Annotated in this window: 15 protein-coding genes; 2 read left to right on the forward strand and 13 right to left on the reverse strand. The window is 31.0% G+C overall.

Translation table 11 applies throughout. From position 1 onward, the window contains the following. Positions 1-10 precede the first annotated feature (10 nt). The 7 genes from hisF to hisG form a co-directional block, all read right to left on the reverse strand. Positions 11-766, reverse strand: a complete 756-nt coding sequence (gene hisF / locus RMN92_RS06770) for an imidazole glycerol phosphate synthase subunit HisF (protein WP_309608705.1) — start codon at positions 764-766, stop codon at positions 11-13. A 96-nt stretch (positions 767-862) separates the two neighbouring features. Continuing rightward, positions 863-1,588 (reverse strand): 1-(5-phosphoribosyl)-5-[(5-phosphoribosylamino)methylideneamino]imidazole-4-carboxamide isomerase, encoded by a 726-nt coding sequence (hisA, locus tag RMN92_RS06775; protein WP_309608706.1) that lies wholly within the window; start codon positions 1,586-1,588, stop codon positions 863-865. Positions 1,589-1,687: 99 nt separating this feature from the next. Further along, positions 1,688-2,269: an imidazole glycerol phosphate synthase subunit HisH gene (hisH, locus tag RMN92_RS06780; RefSeq protein WP_309608707.1), complete on the reverse strand. Its 582-nt coding sequence runs from the start codon at positions 2,267-2,269 to the stop codon at positions 1,688-1,690. Between the two features lie 111 nt (positions 2,270-2,380). Then, positions 2,381-3,514, reverse strand: a complete 1,134-nt coding sequence (gene hisB, locus RMN92_RS06785; RefSeq protein WP_309608708.1) for a bifunctional histidinol-phosphatase/imidazoleglycerol-phosphate dehydratase HisB — start codon at positions 3,512-3,514, stop codon at positions 2,381-2,383. Between the two features lie 41 nt (positions 3,515-3,555). Then, positions 3,556-4,611 carry a histidinol-phosphate transaminase gene (hisC, locus tag RMN92_RS06790; protein ID WP_309608709.1) on the reverse strand — a complete coding sequence of 352 codons (1,056 nt, stop codon included), beginning with the start codon at positions 4,609-4,611 and terminating at the stop codon, positions 3,556-3,558. 69 nt (positions 4,612-4,680) lie between these two features. Next, positions 4,681-5,964, reverse strand: coding sequence for a histidinol dehydrogenase (gene hisD / locus RMN92_RS06795; protein ID WP_309608710.1), 1,284 nt, complete (start codon positions 5,962-5,964; stop codon positions 4,681-4,683). A 175-nt stretch (positions 5,965-6,139) separates the two neighbouring features. Next, positions 6,140-6,997, reverse strand: coding sequence for an ATP phosphoribosyltransferase (gene hisG / locus RMN92_RS06800; protein WP_309608711.1), 858 nt, complete (start codon positions 6,995-6,997; stop codon positions 6,140-6,142). 41 nt (positions 6,998-7,038) lie between these two features. Between hisG and RMN92_RS06805 the strand changes: the two genes are divergently transcribed. Continuing rightward, on the forward strand, positions 7,039-7,164 hold the full coding sequence (locus RMN92_RS06805) for a hypothetical protein (protein ID WP_309608712.1): 126 nt from the start codon (positions 7,039-7,041) through the stop codon (positions 7,162-7,164). 109 nt (positions 7,165-7,273) lie between these two features. On the opposite strand, the gene RMN92_RS06810 is transcribed toward RMN92_RS06805, so the two are convergent. Then, positions 7,274-7,741: a hypothetical protein gene (locus tag RMN92_RS06810; protein WP_309608713.1), complete on the reverse strand. Its 468-nt coding sequence runs from the start codon at positions 7,739-7,741 to the stop codon at positions 7,274-7,276. A gap of 68 nt (positions 7,742-7,809) precedes the next feature. On the opposite strand from RMN92_RS06810, the gene RMN92_RS06815 reads away from it, so the two are divergent. After that, entirely contained in the window at positions 7,810-9,903 is a 2,094-nt protein-coding gene (locus RMN92_RS06815; RefSeq protein ID WP_309608720.1) for a sulfatase-like hydrolase/transferase, read from the forward strand. A gap of 105 nt (positions 9,904-10,008) precedes the next feature. Here RMN92_RS06815 and RMN92_RS06820 read toward each other — a convergent pair whose 3' ends face one another. From RMN92_RS06820 to tnpA, 5 genes are all read right to left on the reverse strand, one after another. Beyond that, positions 10,009-11,016: a zinc dependent phospholipase C family protein gene (locus RMN92_RS06820; protein WP_309608714.1), complete on the reverse strand. Its 1,008-nt coding sequence runs from the start codon at positions 11,014-11,016 to the stop codon at positions 10,009-10,011. Positions 11,017-11,097: 81 nt separating this feature from the next. Beyond that, positions 11,098-11,826, reverse strand: a complete 729-nt coding sequence (locus RMN92_RS06825; RefSeq protein WP_309608715.1) for a M15 family metallopeptidase — start codon at positions 11,824-11,826, stop codon at positions 11,098-11,100. A 1-nt stretch (position 11,827) separates the two neighbouring features. Further along, the gene (locus tag RMN92_RS06830; RefSeq protein ID WP_309608716.1) at positions 11,828-12,658 is read right to left on the reverse strand and encodes a DUF4846 domain-containing protein; all 831 of its coding nucleotides are present in this window, start codon (positions 12,656-12,658) and stop codon (positions 11,828-11,830) included. Between the two features lie 27 nt (positions 12,659-12,685). Then, the gene (locus RMN92_RS06835) at positions 12,686-14,713 is read right to left on the reverse strand and encodes a hypothetical protein (protein ID WP_309608718.1); all 2,028 of its coding nucleotides are present in this window, start codon (positions 14,711-14,713) and stop codon (positions 12,686-12,688) included. Between the two features lie 92 nt (positions 14,714-14,805). After that, positions 14,806-15,214, reverse strand: a 409-nt coding sequence (tnpA, locus tag RMN92_RS06840) for an IS200/IS605 family transposase (RefSeq protein ID WP_309608719.1), incomplete at its 5' end; no start/stop codon positions are given.

A 15,214-nucleotide genomic window follows, 5' to 3' on the forward strand; every position in this document is an offset into this window, starting at 1 on the left:
CTGTCAGGTATTATATTCTTATTTCTATTTTCTTTTTTCTTAATTCTTGTTTTAAAACTGGAATTTCAATTTCCTGAAAATGAAAAACGCTGGCTGCCAATGCAGCATCTGCTTTTCCATATATAAATGCATCAACAAAATGTTGCATATTTCCTGCACCGCCAGATGCTATTATTGGAATATTTACAATTTCGGATAATTTAACTAATGCTTCATTTGCAAATCCATTTTTGGTTCCATCGTTATCCATTGATGTGAATAAAATTTCTCCAGCTCCACGAGTTTCGACTTCTATTGCCCAATCGAATAAATCGATTTCTGTGGCAACCTTCCCTCCTACTAAATGGACTTTCCAAATCCCGTCAATTTGCTTGGCATCAATTGCAACCACAATACATTGACTACCAAAAGCAAAAGCCAAATCATTAATTAATTGCGGGTTTTTAACTGCCGAAGAATTGATTGAAACTTTATCTGCTCCATTTTTTAGTAATATTTCAACATCTTCCACTGACGAAATTCCGCCGCCAACTGTAAATGGTATGTTAATAGTTTCAGCCACTTTTCGAACCAAATCTATTAAAGTTTTTCTACGTTCTTCAGTTGCAGAAATATCTAGGAAAACCAATTCGTCAGCACCAGTTTCCGCATATTTTTTGGCTAATTCAACTGGATCTCCAGCATCTTTTAAATCAATAAAATTTACGCCTTTTACGGTTCGTCCGTTTTTAATATCTAGGCAAGGTATGATTCTTTTTGTGAGCATTTTTTTTAATTTATCCTAACAGGTTTTAAATACCTGTTAGGTATTTTGATGTTGATTATAATTTTAGAATTATACCTAACAGGTTTTTAAAACCTGTTAGGATAGCAAAATGTAGTTTTCCAATTGTTTTAAGGTAATTCTATTTTCATAAATGGCTTTGCCAATAATTGTTCCTTCACAACCTAATTGTGCTAACTTTGGTAATTCGTCAAAGGTAGAAATTCCGCCAGAAGCAATCAGTTTTATTCCTTTAGATTGTTCTAAAATTTTAGAATACAAATCAAAACTCGCTCCTTCAAGCATGCCGTCTTTGGCAATATCAGTACAAATAACATATTCAATTCCTTTTTCTTGATAGTTTTGTATAAACGGAATCAAGTCTTCTTTGCTTTCTTCTAGCCAACCCGAAACAGCTACTTTTTCGTTATTTGCATCAGCACCCAAAATTATTTTATTAGAACCGTATTTTAAAATCCATTGTTGAAATAAATCAGGGTTTTTAACTGCAATGCTGCCTCCAGTTATTTGGTTTGCCCCAGATTCGAAGGCAATTCGCAAATCGTTATCTGATTTTAATCCGCCACCAAAGTCGATTTTAAGTTTGGTTTTCGAAGCAATTTGTTCCAATATTTTATGGTTCACAATCTGGCTTGATTTTGCTCCGTCTAAATCGACTAAATGCAAATATTCAATTCCGTGTGCTTCGAATTCTAAAGCGACTTCCAAAGGATTTTCGTTATAAATTATTTTGGTATTGTAATCGCCTTTTGAAAGTCGGACGCATTTACCGTCGATAATGTCTATGGCTGGGATTATTCTCATTAGATTTTAGATTGTTGATTAACGATTTTTGATTTCAGATTTAAACAAAGATATAAGAGATTTAAAGATTGATTTTTGAAATTGATATTGTCATTGAATTTATAATTGTAAGAAGTTAGATAATATTTGCTCACCAATTTTTCCGCTTTTTTCTGGGTGAAATTGAACTCCATAAAAATTATCTTTTTGTAAAGCTGATGAATATTCCGTTTCATAATCGGTAAATGATATTGTTTCTTGGCATTTTGGTGCGTAAAAACTATGAACCAAATACATATATTCATTTTCAGAAATTGCTTCAAATAATTCAGATTTTAAATTAAAAATGTTATTCCAGCCCATTTGTGGGACTTTTACAACATTTGAAAATTTGATAATATCGACATCAAAAATGCCTAAACCTCTGGTATTTCCTTCTTCGGATGAGTTGCACATGAGTTGCATTCCGAGGCAGATTCCTAAAACGGGTTGTTTTAATGTTGGAATAATTTTGTCTAAACCGCTTTCTCTAAGTTTTTTCATTGCACTACTCGCCTCGCCTACGCCTGGGAAAATAACTTTATCAGCGGATTGAATTTCTTCAATAGTATTTGATAAAATCCCTTCGTAACCCAATCTTTGCAGTGCAAATTGAATGCTTTGAATGTTTCCTGCACCGTAATTTATGATGACTATTTTCATTTTTTTTAGATTCATTAGAAGAAAGATTCAAGAAACAAGACTTTAGAATATCTTGCTTCTTGACTCTTTTCTCTATTCTTTTGTCTTTTTATCTAATTCTAATCTCAAACTTTAAAGCATTCCTTTCGTACTAGGTAAAATCATTTTTTCAACATCGCGTTTTACGGCTACTTTAATTGCTTTGGAAAATGCTTTGAAAATGGCTTCAATTTTATGATGTTCATTCGTACCTTCGGCTTTAATATTTAAGTTGGCTTTTGCGCCATCGGTAAACGATTTGAAGAAATGAAAAAACATTTCGGTTGGCATTTGTCCAATCATTTCTCGTTTGAAATCGGTTTCCCAAACTATCCAGTTTCTTCCTCCAAAATCGATAGCAACTTGCGCCAAACAATCGTCCATTGGCAAACAAAATCCGTAGCGTTCTATTCCTAATTTGTTGCCCAATGCTTTGGCAAAAACTTCTCCGAGTGCAATTGCTGTATCTTCAATCGTATGATGCTCATCGACTTGCAAATCGCCTTTTACCAGAATTTCTAAATCCATTTGTCCGTGACGAGCAATTTGGTCGAGCATGTGATCGAAGAAAGGAATTCCAGTTTCTATTTTACTTTTCCCTGTTCCATCAAGATTTAAGTTAATTGTAATATCCGTTTCGTTGGTTTTTCTAACAATAGATGCTGAACGATTTTCGAGTTTCAGAAATTCATAAATTTTCTGCCAATCATTAGTTTCTAAAGCAATACAAAAGTCTAGTTCCTCTCGTTTTACAGATATTTCTGAAGTTCCTAAATTGGTATTGTCATTTATAAAAATAGCTTTTGAGCCTAGATTTTTTGCCAATTCTACATCGGTTAATCGATCGCCAATTACAAATGAATTGATCAAATCATAATCTGATGAGAAATATTCTGTGAGTAAGCCTGTTCCGGGTTTTCTAGTGTTTCTATTTTCGTGGGGAAATGTTCTGTCTAAGAAAACTTTATCAAATAAAACGCCTTCATTTTCATAGGTTTTCATTATAAAATTGTGCACAGGCCAAAAGCTTTCTTCTGGAAAACTCGGCGTTCCAAGTCCATCTTGATTGGTTATCATCACCAATTCGAAATCTAATTCTTTTGCAATTTTACTCAAAAATGGAATGCATTTTGGATAAAAAATCATTTTCTCAAAAGCATCGATTTGTTCGTCGATAGTTTCCTTTATCATCGTGCCGTCGCGGTCTATGAATAGTATTTTTTTCATTTTTTTATTTCTAAAAATACCTAACAGGTTTTGAAAACCTTTCAGGATATGTTATCTAATTCTTTTAAAACTTCAATTAGTTTTTGATTTTCTGATTCAGTTCCTATTGTAATTCGTAAGCAATTTTGGCATAATGCATCATTTGTACGGTTGCGAATTACGATTCCTTTTTCAAGAAACTGATTGTATCGTTTGTTGGCATCATCCACTTTACAAAGTATAAAATTCGCGTCGGTTTTGTATATTTCTTTTACAAAATTGGTGTTTAATAATTGTTTGTAAACCAAATTTCTTTGATTTTTGATTTCAGCAATTTGTTGCTTTACAATTTCTTGATTTTCAAGATATTGCAATGCTTTACTTTGAGTCAAAACATTAACGTTATAAGGAGGTTTTATTTTATTTAAAACTGTAATTATTTCTAAAGATGCATATAAAATTCCCAATCTAATTCCTGCCATTCCATATGCTTTAGAAAGCGTTTGTGTAATCACCAAATTCGGATAATCATTAATTTCTTGCAACCAACTTTCTTTTTCAGAAAAATCAATATAGGCTTCATCTAACACCACAATTCCTTTGAAATTTTTAAGCAAAGTTACAATACTTTCATCTGAAAAAGAATTGCCTGTTGGATTGTTTGGAGAACAAAGAAAAATCATTTTAGTGTTTTGATCTACTCTTGCAAAAATTTTATCCATTTGAGGCTCAAATTCTGAATTTAATAAAACTTCACGATTTTCGATAGCATTTAAATTGGCTAAAACGCCATACATTCCGTAAGTTGGCGGTAAAGTAATTACGTTATCTTTATTGGGTTCGCAAAAAGCACGAAACAATAAATCGAGAACTTCATCGCTACCGTTACCTAATAAAATCTGATTCTCAGGAACTCTTTTTATTTCAGATAAAGCTAGTTTTACTGATTTTTGCTGCGGATCAGGATAACGATTTATACCGTTTTCGTTAGGGTTTTCGTTGGCATCAAGAAAAATTATGTTTTGGTCGAAATCCTTGAATTCATCACGAGCTGACGAATACGGTTTCATTGATTTTATATTTTCTCTGATGAGATTTTGTATATTGAATGTTTTCATTTTTTTAGATTATGAAGGTGCAAGAGACAAGAAGCAAGACTTAAATATCTTGATTCTTGATTCTTTCTTCTATTTTAAACTCTCCAATCGTAAACTCACAGCATTTTTGTGCGCTTGTAAACCTTCGGCTTCTGCCATAATTTCAATTGATTTTCCTATGTTTTGAATGCCTTTTTGGGAAATTTTCTGAAAAGTCATTGATTTCATAAAACTATCTAGGTTTACACCCGAATAATTCTTCGCATAACCATTGGTTGGCAACGTATGATTGGTTCCAGAAGCATAATCGCCAGCACTTTCGGGCGTGAAATTTCCAATAAAAATAGAGCCTGCATTTTCGATATTATTGACATAAAAGTCATCATAATTGGTACAAACTATAAAATGTTCTGGACCATATTCATTAATTAAATCTAAAGCAATTTGATCGTTTTCGACATAAATTAGTTTCGAATTTTCTATCGCTTTTTCGGCTATTGCTTTTCGAGGTAAAACCTGAATTTGCTTGTTTATTTCTATTTCTACTTCGTCGATTAATTTCATTGATGTCGAAACTAGAATTACTTGACTATCTATTCCGTGTTCGGCTTGACTTAACAAATCTGAAGCTACAAAACTTGCGATAGCACTATCATCAGCAACGATTAATAACTCGCTTGGACCTGCGGGCATATCGATTGCGACACCAAATTGAGTTGCAACTTGTTTGGCAACAGTTACATATTGATTTCCTGGTCCAAAAATTTTATACACTTGTGGAATGGTTTTGGTTCCAAAAGTCATACCCGCAATGGCTTGAATTCCGCCAACTTTTAAAATTTTTGAAACACCACACAAATTAGCTGCATACAAAATAGCAGGATTTATTTTTCCTGATTTATCTGGAGGTGAACACAAAACAATTGCTGCGCAACCTGCTATTTGAGCAGGAATAACCAACATTAAAACGGTTGAAAATAGTGGTGCAGTTCCGCCAGGAATGTACAATCCTACTTTTTGAATAGGTCTTTTTTCTTGCCAACACGTTACACCTTCTGTAGTTTCAACTTCAATTTTTGAAGTAATTTGGGCTTTGTGAAATTTTTCGATATTTGATTTTGCGAGTTGAATAGCATCTTTCAATTCTTGTGAAACAGATTCAATGGCTTCTTCGATTTCTTGATTTGAAACTTCGATGTTTTCTAAAGCAATTCCGTCAAAAAGAGAAGTGTATTTTGCCACAGCTATATCGCCTTTGGTTTGTACTTCTTTGAAAATTCCTTTTACAGTTTCTTCAATATCTTTAAAAGATTGTGTTGGTCTTTTTAGAATTTCTGACCAATTTTGAGATTTTGGATTGAATATTTTGTTCATTTCTATGATTTTGAAATGTTAATTGGTATTTTATTGTTGAATTTTAGCCCCGATGGAAGTGGAAATCCTTTTTTTATTTTTTTGTTCCTTCGGAATGCTCAGGATGACAAAAAAATAAAAAAAGATTGAAACGTACAGCGGGAATAATGTTCTGGGAAATTGGAATGTTGTGCTTCTAGAAAACCATTTTCTCAATAGGACAAACCAGAATTCCTTCGGCGCCAGCTTCCTTAAGTTTGTCGATTACTTCCCAAAACTGGTCCTCGTCAATAACGGATTGCACGCTGCTCCACCCGACTTCATTGAGCGGCACAACGGTTGGGCTTTTTAAAACGGGAAGAATTTGCGATACTGCGATGATTTTTTCGTTGGGTACATTCATTAAAATATACTTCGAAATTCTAGCTCTTAAAACTGCTTGCATTCTGAACTGGAGTTTGTCTAAGACTAGCTGTTTTGCTTTTGTAATGTTTGGGGAAACAGCTAGCACGGCTTCGCTTTTCATGATGACCGCCACTTCTTTTAGGTTGTTTTTGAAAAGTGTGCTTCCGCTGGAAACTATATCGACAATAGCATCGGCAAGGCCTATATTTGGTGCGATTTCCACAGAACCCGATATTTCGTGCAAATCGACTGTGACATTATTTTCTTTGAAATAATTTTTTGTGGTGTTTGGATAAGATGTTGCAATTCGCAATTTTTTCAAATCATCTAGAGAATTGAATTCAAAAGTTTTGGGAACTGCTACTGACACTCGACATTTTGAGAATCCCAATTTTTCGATAATCTTAATTTTTGGAGATTTTTCGACTAGAATATTATCGCCAACAATGGCAATATCTACAACGCCATCCAGCAAATATTGTGGAATATCTGAATTACGAAGAAAAAGTACTTCTAGTGGGAAATTGGTGGCAGATGCTTTGAGCTGATCGTTTCCATTATCTACAGAAATACCGCAATCTTTAAGGATTTTGAGACTGTCTTCGTTTAGGCGTCCTGATTTTTGAATGGCAATTTTTAAAGTATTCATTTTGTTTGTTAGATTTAAGAATTAAATTTGAGTGCAACAAAATGATTTTAATAAAAAACCCGTTTGATGGACTCAAACGGGTTTTAAAATATATGATTTATACACATACCATTAACGCATCGCTTGAGGGCAATTATGAAAATGATGATGATGTAATTGAATTGTAAACATTTTTTGTATTATTGAATTGCAAATATAATATGAAATTAATTTAAAAAGCAAATAAAATTTAAAATTTGTGTATTGTTGAAGTAAAAAATTATTTTAAAAACAGTTTTAATTTGGCTTTACCATTTGATTTTTAGTGATTTCGCGAATCTCAGTGTGTCTTATTTCGCCTCCAGAAGTCCCAACAGATTTAGACAAAACTAGTGCAACCACTGCTAAAATTAAAGTTAAGAAAGCAATTAGATTGGATTTTGGATGATTTTTAATATTTGCGAATAAAGAAATAATAGAAACTACTCCCAAAGCATAAACAATATTCATAAAAGTTTCGGCATGTTCTTCGTGCTCATGAATTAAATCTTTAGAAATACCAAGTTCTTCCACTATATCTTCAGCATTCTCTCCCGTAAACATAGAGGCTTTGCCAGTAAACATGACGATTATGAATAAAATATATGCCGTATTTTGTAATGTTTTATTTTTTAGTATTATACCAAAAATTAATATTCCAAGTCCAAAGACACAACCTATTATAGGAAAATGATTTATTAATAAATGTAAATGCGCATCGTTCATATCTATATTTGATTAATTAGCAATATATTTGTCAAATATATACTATTTATCAATAATTAAACTTATAAATTTTGCTTTACAGAAAATTTTCACCCCTTTATAATCTTGGATTTTTTTATCTAATAGTAAGCTTTATTCTCAGAATAGCTTTATTTTTTCATCCAATTACGCAATCTTCTTTTGGTTTTTTTGATAGTATTAAAATATTTTGTTTAGGATTAATTTCGGATATATTTGTTTTTATACTGGCTGGTGGATTTTTGTGGCTTTATTTGGTATTTTTATCCAATTCAAAATATTTAAAATCTTATGGGTATATTATTTTTGGAATTTTATTAACACTATTTGCAGATGTACTTTTTTTTAATACTATTTTAAATGAATATGGTGGCGCCGCTCCAGAAATTGGTAGAAGCTTTATAGGTTTAAAAACTGTGCTATTTGGTTTATTGCTTTTTTTACCTAAATATAGAGGCAAAATTAGATTTTGGCTTTTCTCATTGACTATTTTCATCTATGTAGTTTGTATACTTCAAAATGCAATTAGTGAATATTTATTTTGGAATGAATTTGGTGTCCGATATAATTTTATAGCAGTCGATTATTTGGTTTATACCAATGAAGTGATTGGAAATATAATGCAATCATATCCAGTAATTCCTATATTTTCTGGATTGTTTTTAGTGGCTGGAACATTTACTTATTTTATTGTAAAAAGATCTAAAAATTATTTGATTGAAATTCCAACATTTTTAGAAAAAATAAAATTGTCAGGGATTTATATTGGTTTGTTTTTAATATCGTTGGTGGTAATTCCATTTTTATCATCCAAAGAAAATTCACAAAATATATTTACCAATGAATTGCAATCCAACGGATTGTATAAATTTTATTTGGCATTTTCGAATAGTGAATTGGATTATTTTAAATTTTATAAAACATTGCCAAACAATGATGCTTTTGCTATTTTAAAAAATCAAATACCTACCATTTCAGATGCTTCAACTTTAAGAAATATAAAATCTGAAGTAGCAGAAAACAAGAAAAATGTAGTTTTAATAACCATTGAAAGTTATAGCGCAGAATTTTTAAAATTATATGGCAACGAGCAAAATATTACACCATTTTTGGATAGTTTGGCCTCACAAAGTTTACTTTTTTCCAATTTATATGCTGTAGGAAATAGAACAGTTCGTGGATTGGAATCTGTTACTATGTGTATTCCACCTACTGCTGGTGAAAGTGTGGTAAAACGAAAAGACAACAAGAATAAATTTACAACTGGAAGTGTTTTTGCCAAAAAAGGATATAATGTGAAATATATTTATGGCGGCGATGCTTATTTTGACAATATGGAAGATTTCTTTTCTGGAAATAATTATGGCATAGTTGATAAAAAAACTTTTACTCCTGAAGAAATAACTTTTTCAAATGTTTGGGGTGTTTGCGATGAAGATTTGTATAAAAAAGCCATCAAAACTATGAACTTGGAAGCCAAAGAAGGCAAGCCGTTCTTCAATCATATTATGAGTGTGAGCAACCACAGGCCTTTCACCTATCCGACAGGAAAAATTGATATTCCCGCAGACGCGAAATCCCGTGAAGGTGGCGTGAAATATACAGATTATGCCATGCGAGAATTTTTCAAAATGGCTCAAAAACAATCTTGGTTTAAAAATACTGTTTTTGTAATTCTAGCCGACCATTGCGCATCTAGTTCAGGAAAAACTGAATTGCCAATGGATAAATACAGAATTCCCGCCATGATTTATTCGCCAGATTTTGTGGAGCCAAGAATATTCAACAAGTTAATGTCCCAAATAGATATTATGCCAACAGCTTTAGGACTTTTAAACTTTAATTATCAAAGCAAATTTTATGGTCAAGATGTTTTAAAAACCGACTATAAACCAAGGGCTTTGATTGCTACCTATCAAAATTTGGGTTTGGTAAAAGATAATGTATTGACTATTATTTCTCCTAAACAACAAGTCAAACAATTTGGGCTAACTGTTATTCCTAACCCAAAAATGGGAGCTGATTTCCAGATTATGTTTGAAGAAAAATTGTTAGAAAAACGAAGAACAGATTTAGTGAATGAAACCATTTCGTATTATCAATCTGCCTCGCAGATGTTGAAAGAGAAAAAATATCAGAAATAGTTTGAAAAATCAATTACAATTTCAATTTCAAAAATCAATATAATCTTAATAGAAGTGCAAAATTATTTTTATAAGTGTAATTGTAATTGATTTTTGATATTAAGACTAATTTTCTTTTTCAGTTTCTAGTCCGAATAAAATGCCTTTTTGCCAAAGTTTGAAATCTTGTCTTAAAAACTTGATGTTTCTTTTGGTTAAATCTTTAGAATCCAAATTGCTTAAGTCTGGTTTGCCAGCATTAACCCATGCTGTATACCAAAAATTTGAAGTGGCAGCAATTGCTTTTTTCATTTGATTTTCTACCATTCCGTTTAATGCAGTGTGGAATTTTTTAGCATAATCGTTCGAATAAATATTGCTATTGTATTTATTTTTTATAAAACTTCCTGTACTGTCAACCTCAAACATTTTATTTTCAGGAGTAGTAGTTCTGAGTTGCTTGTCGGCAGCCAATAAAGGTTCTACCAGACTGTGCGTATCGAAAATAATATCCCAAGTTGCTTTGTCGATATTTTCTATATATTTTGCTTCGCCAACATACAATTTATAATCATTTACAAATAATTCAGGCAACCTACTTTCCCAAAGTGAATGTATTCCTTTTTGACCAGTATTTTGACCATCATGATTGTCTGATGTGTGCAATGGCATGTGTGCATCGCCAATGTAATGTGCCAAATCGGCTGCAATAAATAAAATTTCAGTTTTCTTTTTTTCTTTAAAAGCAATGGTCAATTTTGCCATCATATCTTGAATATACCAAGGCAAAGTTCCATTTTTTGATAAAAACTTTTCATCGTACTTCTTTTTTGCTGCTTCCATAGTTTTAGGAAAACTATCTACAGCTCCAAAATTTTCCATATCAAAATAATGTCTTGGCCCTTCCAATTTATCGTTAAGCACAGATTTTCTTAAATCGGGCACGGTAGATTCTTGGGTTATAAAATCGATATGGTTATAAAAAAAAGATTGCAATGGTTTGGGAAGTGCCATGACAGCAGCTTTGTTGATCCTTTCATGACCCACAATTCCCCAAGATAAAGTAAAAAAAGCTACAAAAGCGAGTAATAAAGTGGTAGTGGATGCTGTAGTTCTGAATTTAAAATTTTTCATTCTATTTTATTAATTTGAATGGCAAATATATTTTATTAAAATGCCAATAAGAATAAATAAACATTAAAATTTTGATAAATTTTAATCCAACATTTCTGGTCGATATTCAAAATGCATTGTATCGTAATGATACCAATTTCCGCCCCAAATGAAGCCATATTTTTCAAAAATGGAAACTAATTTCTCTGGAATTTTACTTTTGTAAATTAGCGTAGCATTTTCATTTTTACACTTACAATCCCATTGCCAATAATTGGAAAACTTAGTATTTATGTCAATTGTCATTCCAAAACTATGCATACTCAAACGACTGGTTCCTGCTATTTTCCTCCAATTGAAAGTGCCAGCAATATTACTTAAATAGTTTTTAAATTCAGGATGATTGTCCAATTCTGCAGATATTTTTTTTACAATTTTGTCTACTCCGTTTACATTTGTAATCATTATTTTTTGATTGATTAGTTTTGGACACCAAACAATTTGAACCAAACTTTTTTCAACTTCTACCTTACTATTACCATATATTTTTTTGAAAAATGCTTCGTTGCGAATTCGTCCAGCATCATTTATATTTCCTAATTTATAAATATAAAAAAATTGATCTTCAATATCTGGATTATCTATAATTTCTTGAGTCGATTTCTTAATTTTGTCATCATAAATCAAAGTGGAACCATCTTTAAAAAATAATTTATTTTCTTTAAAATTAATAATTTGTGGATAAAATTTTATTAATTTCTTTACGTTTTGAGGAATGCTTTGACAAAACCCATATTGAAAAAATAAAAATAAAATCAGTAGTTTTTTCATTTTAAAAACGTTTCAATTCAGATGATTTGAATGTCCATTCTGGCGTTTCCAATGTTGGCAATGAATTGATAGCATACCAACAAACCTTATTGTTACTACTAATACTAGGATTTAATAAAATCTGTAATTCTTGCGCAGGCATATAACTTTGTGCTAAAAGCATTAGTTTTTGATTATTTTTAGGATTTATAGCCATATCAACTACAATAACTGCGTGACCAGGAAATCCACCTTTAATAAAAACATCACCAATTTGGATATCAGAAACTTCAATAGATTTTAATTCTTTGGACAAAGAAGCCGTTCCTGCATAATTAAAAACCATTTCCAAGTATTTCCAATAATCTTGTGGACTGTCTGATGCTTTGGCCGTTTTTACCCAAGACGTTTTATTCCCTTTTACGGCAATTCTGTAACCTTGACGCCATTTATTATAATCAATTCTAAATCCATTGGTAAAGTTAAAATGAATTTTATCGTACTGTTTTTGACTGTAAAAATAATCCGCTCGAAGTCGCATTACGGCATCAGCACATTGGTGTAAATCTTTTTTTCCGATAGGTAAATTGATTACTGCATCATAAATATTGTTATTGGATTTTGTGCTTCCGTTATAATATTTTACTAACGATCCTGCAGGTTTTAAAGGTAAATTACGCAAATAATCTCCAAATGAGTTTTTGGCTTCTTTGGTTCTTTCGTAACCTGAAGGAACATAAAATCGATCTTTTATTGTCATACCTTCAACATTATTTAATTTTTCGTTTTTAAAACTAAAAAACAAAAATGAAGAAATTAAAACCGTCAAGATTGAAACTATTGCTATTCTCATAATTCTTAATTTTAAATTTTAAATTAATTACAGCATTCCATTGTATTTTCTTGTAAACCATTCAGTTGACAACGAAATAGCCAAAATAATAAGTAACCAAATCGAATCTATCAACGGAGATTTTTTAATAATTTCCTTTTGAATTGCAGGAAAACTTTCTTTTTTGAGTAATTCATCAATTAATTGATTCACTTGTTTTGGATAAAAAACCTTCGCATTGGTATTTACGGCCAACTGATTTAAACGAGCTACATCAGGATTTATGGCTTGTTTTTCTATTTCAAAATCTAAAACCTCAAAATTACTTGAATAGGAAGCTTTCGAATTGTTTTCTTTGACAGTAAAACTATAATTACCAGCATCCAACCCTTCCAAATTTACTTTATATTCGCCATTTCCTTTCAAAAAATCATAAATTTTTGAAATATTGGTTTTTTTATTCTTAAGTTGAATTGTTAATCGGGCATTTTCTTCAAACTCATAATTTTTATTAAAATATTGTGCCGATATTTCTATATTTTCACCAGAATTATAAAAACTTTCGTTGGTAACAATTAATGATTTTTTAGCAGCGTTTGAAGCTAAAAATTGAATTGTTTTATCCATAAAAATATCAAATTCTTCAAATGATTTTGTTTTAACATGACATTCGACACGCCATTTCCAGATATTTTCACCAAAAAGATAAGCATTTCGTTTCATTCCGTTTTCGGCGAAAGCCAGCAATGGATTTTCGGTATCAATATTTCGAATTTGTGATTCTAATAATGTGGTTACGTTTCCTTTAATCAGAAAACGACCAAATGGATTTTCTAGTGGTGGAAATTGATCGAAACCTATATTGTCCAAAGAAAACGAATTAAATTGTGTGTTAAATTTTGCTGTAAAATCTTCCGATTGTCCAGACATTTCAAATTGAATTTGATCTTGCATTTCATTCAATAACTCATAATCTGTATTCAAACCTGTAATGGTAAAGGTGTTAATCTGTAATTTTTTATTTTGTTCTAAAATAGATTTAAATTCTGCGTTTGGTTGGTATAAAATTAAAACATTATAATCTTGTAATGATTTGATTTGCTTTGGATTGAATAAGCTTACTTTTCGTTGAACATTAGATTCTATAGCGCGTTTTATAGCACCCAAATCTGGATGATTTATAGCAGAAATTATAGCGATTTCTGAACGTTCATCGATAATTTCAACTGCAAAATTCTTTGTATTATTGTATTTGTTTTTTTCATTTTCTGAAGAAGAAACAATCGCTTTAAAAGTTTGAACTCCTACTCTATTGGCATTTAGTAAAACCGATAATTGTTGCGTTTTTTTATTGGCTGAAAATGAAACCGTTTGTTTATGGATCGTCGAATTTCCTTGTAGAATACTAAAATTGGCATTAATAGCCTTACTACCATTATATTGAAGAAAAACTTCTACCGGAAATTTATTTTTCAGAAATGCATATTTATTTACATTTAACTGATTTATTTTTAAATCAAGAAAGGAAGTTGTGTCGCCTAAAACTAGCGGATAAACCTGATTATTCTGCGGAAAAGAATACACATAATCATTCCCAATAGTCTGATTTCCATCGGATAATAAAACAATAGGAAAATTTTTATTTCTATATAATTGCTTTAAATTTTGGGCAACTTTATGAATATTGGATTGTTTACCTTTAAAATCTAATGGGTTTTCTGAATAAAAATCATCATCAAAAGTATATAGCTTCACATCATATTTGTCTTTTAACTTTGTATTTTCAGATAATTTTTGTGACAGTTCTTTTGCCAAATTATCTTGTTTTAATTCTGCAATTGATTGGGAATTATCAACAACTATTGGCAGCGGCGTTTTGCTAGTTTCGTATGTTTTTCTAGCTATTATTGGATTGATTAGTAATAAAAGAATGCAAAAAATTGATATAAAACGGAGGATAGACAAAAAAATGGTGATTTTAATGTAACCTTTATTTTTATAAAAGTATTGATAAAACGACAAACCAATAGCAATTACTAAAGAAAGCAATATTAATAGGATTGTGTCTGTAGTCATTTTGAGTATAAAATTTAATACCTCGTAGAGGTAAACTGTTTGTAGAAAAAAACATGTATTTAAAAAAAAGCTCCAGAGGAGCGACCTGTGTACTATTCAATCCATTCAAATAAATATTTGACATCATATTCAACTTCAAATTTAATTAAAAATTCAAAATATTCTTCTTTAAATGTTTTCTTTTTATGGTGTTGTGGTTGATTCAAAATATAATCAACCACATTCAATGATTGAGATTTGGAATAAGAAAAGGCTCCAAACCCTGTTTGCCAGGAAAAGTCTTTTACGAATTCCTTTTCTTTTATAAAAGATGAAGAATTGGATTTTATATCTCTTACTAAATCAGAAATTGCAATGTCGGGTTTCATACTGACCAAAATATGGGTATGATCCGGCATACAATAAATGGCATATAATTTTTGCTTCTTTTCGGCAATTATTCCTGAAATATATTTTTGCAATTCTTCTCTAAATTTTTCTTTAATAAATGATTGTCTGCCT

Source organism: Flavobacterium sp. (assembly GCF_031363805.1).
Classification (GTDB): domain Bacteria; phylum Bacteroidota; class Bacteroidia; order Flavobacteriales; family Flavobacteriaceae; genus Flavobacterium.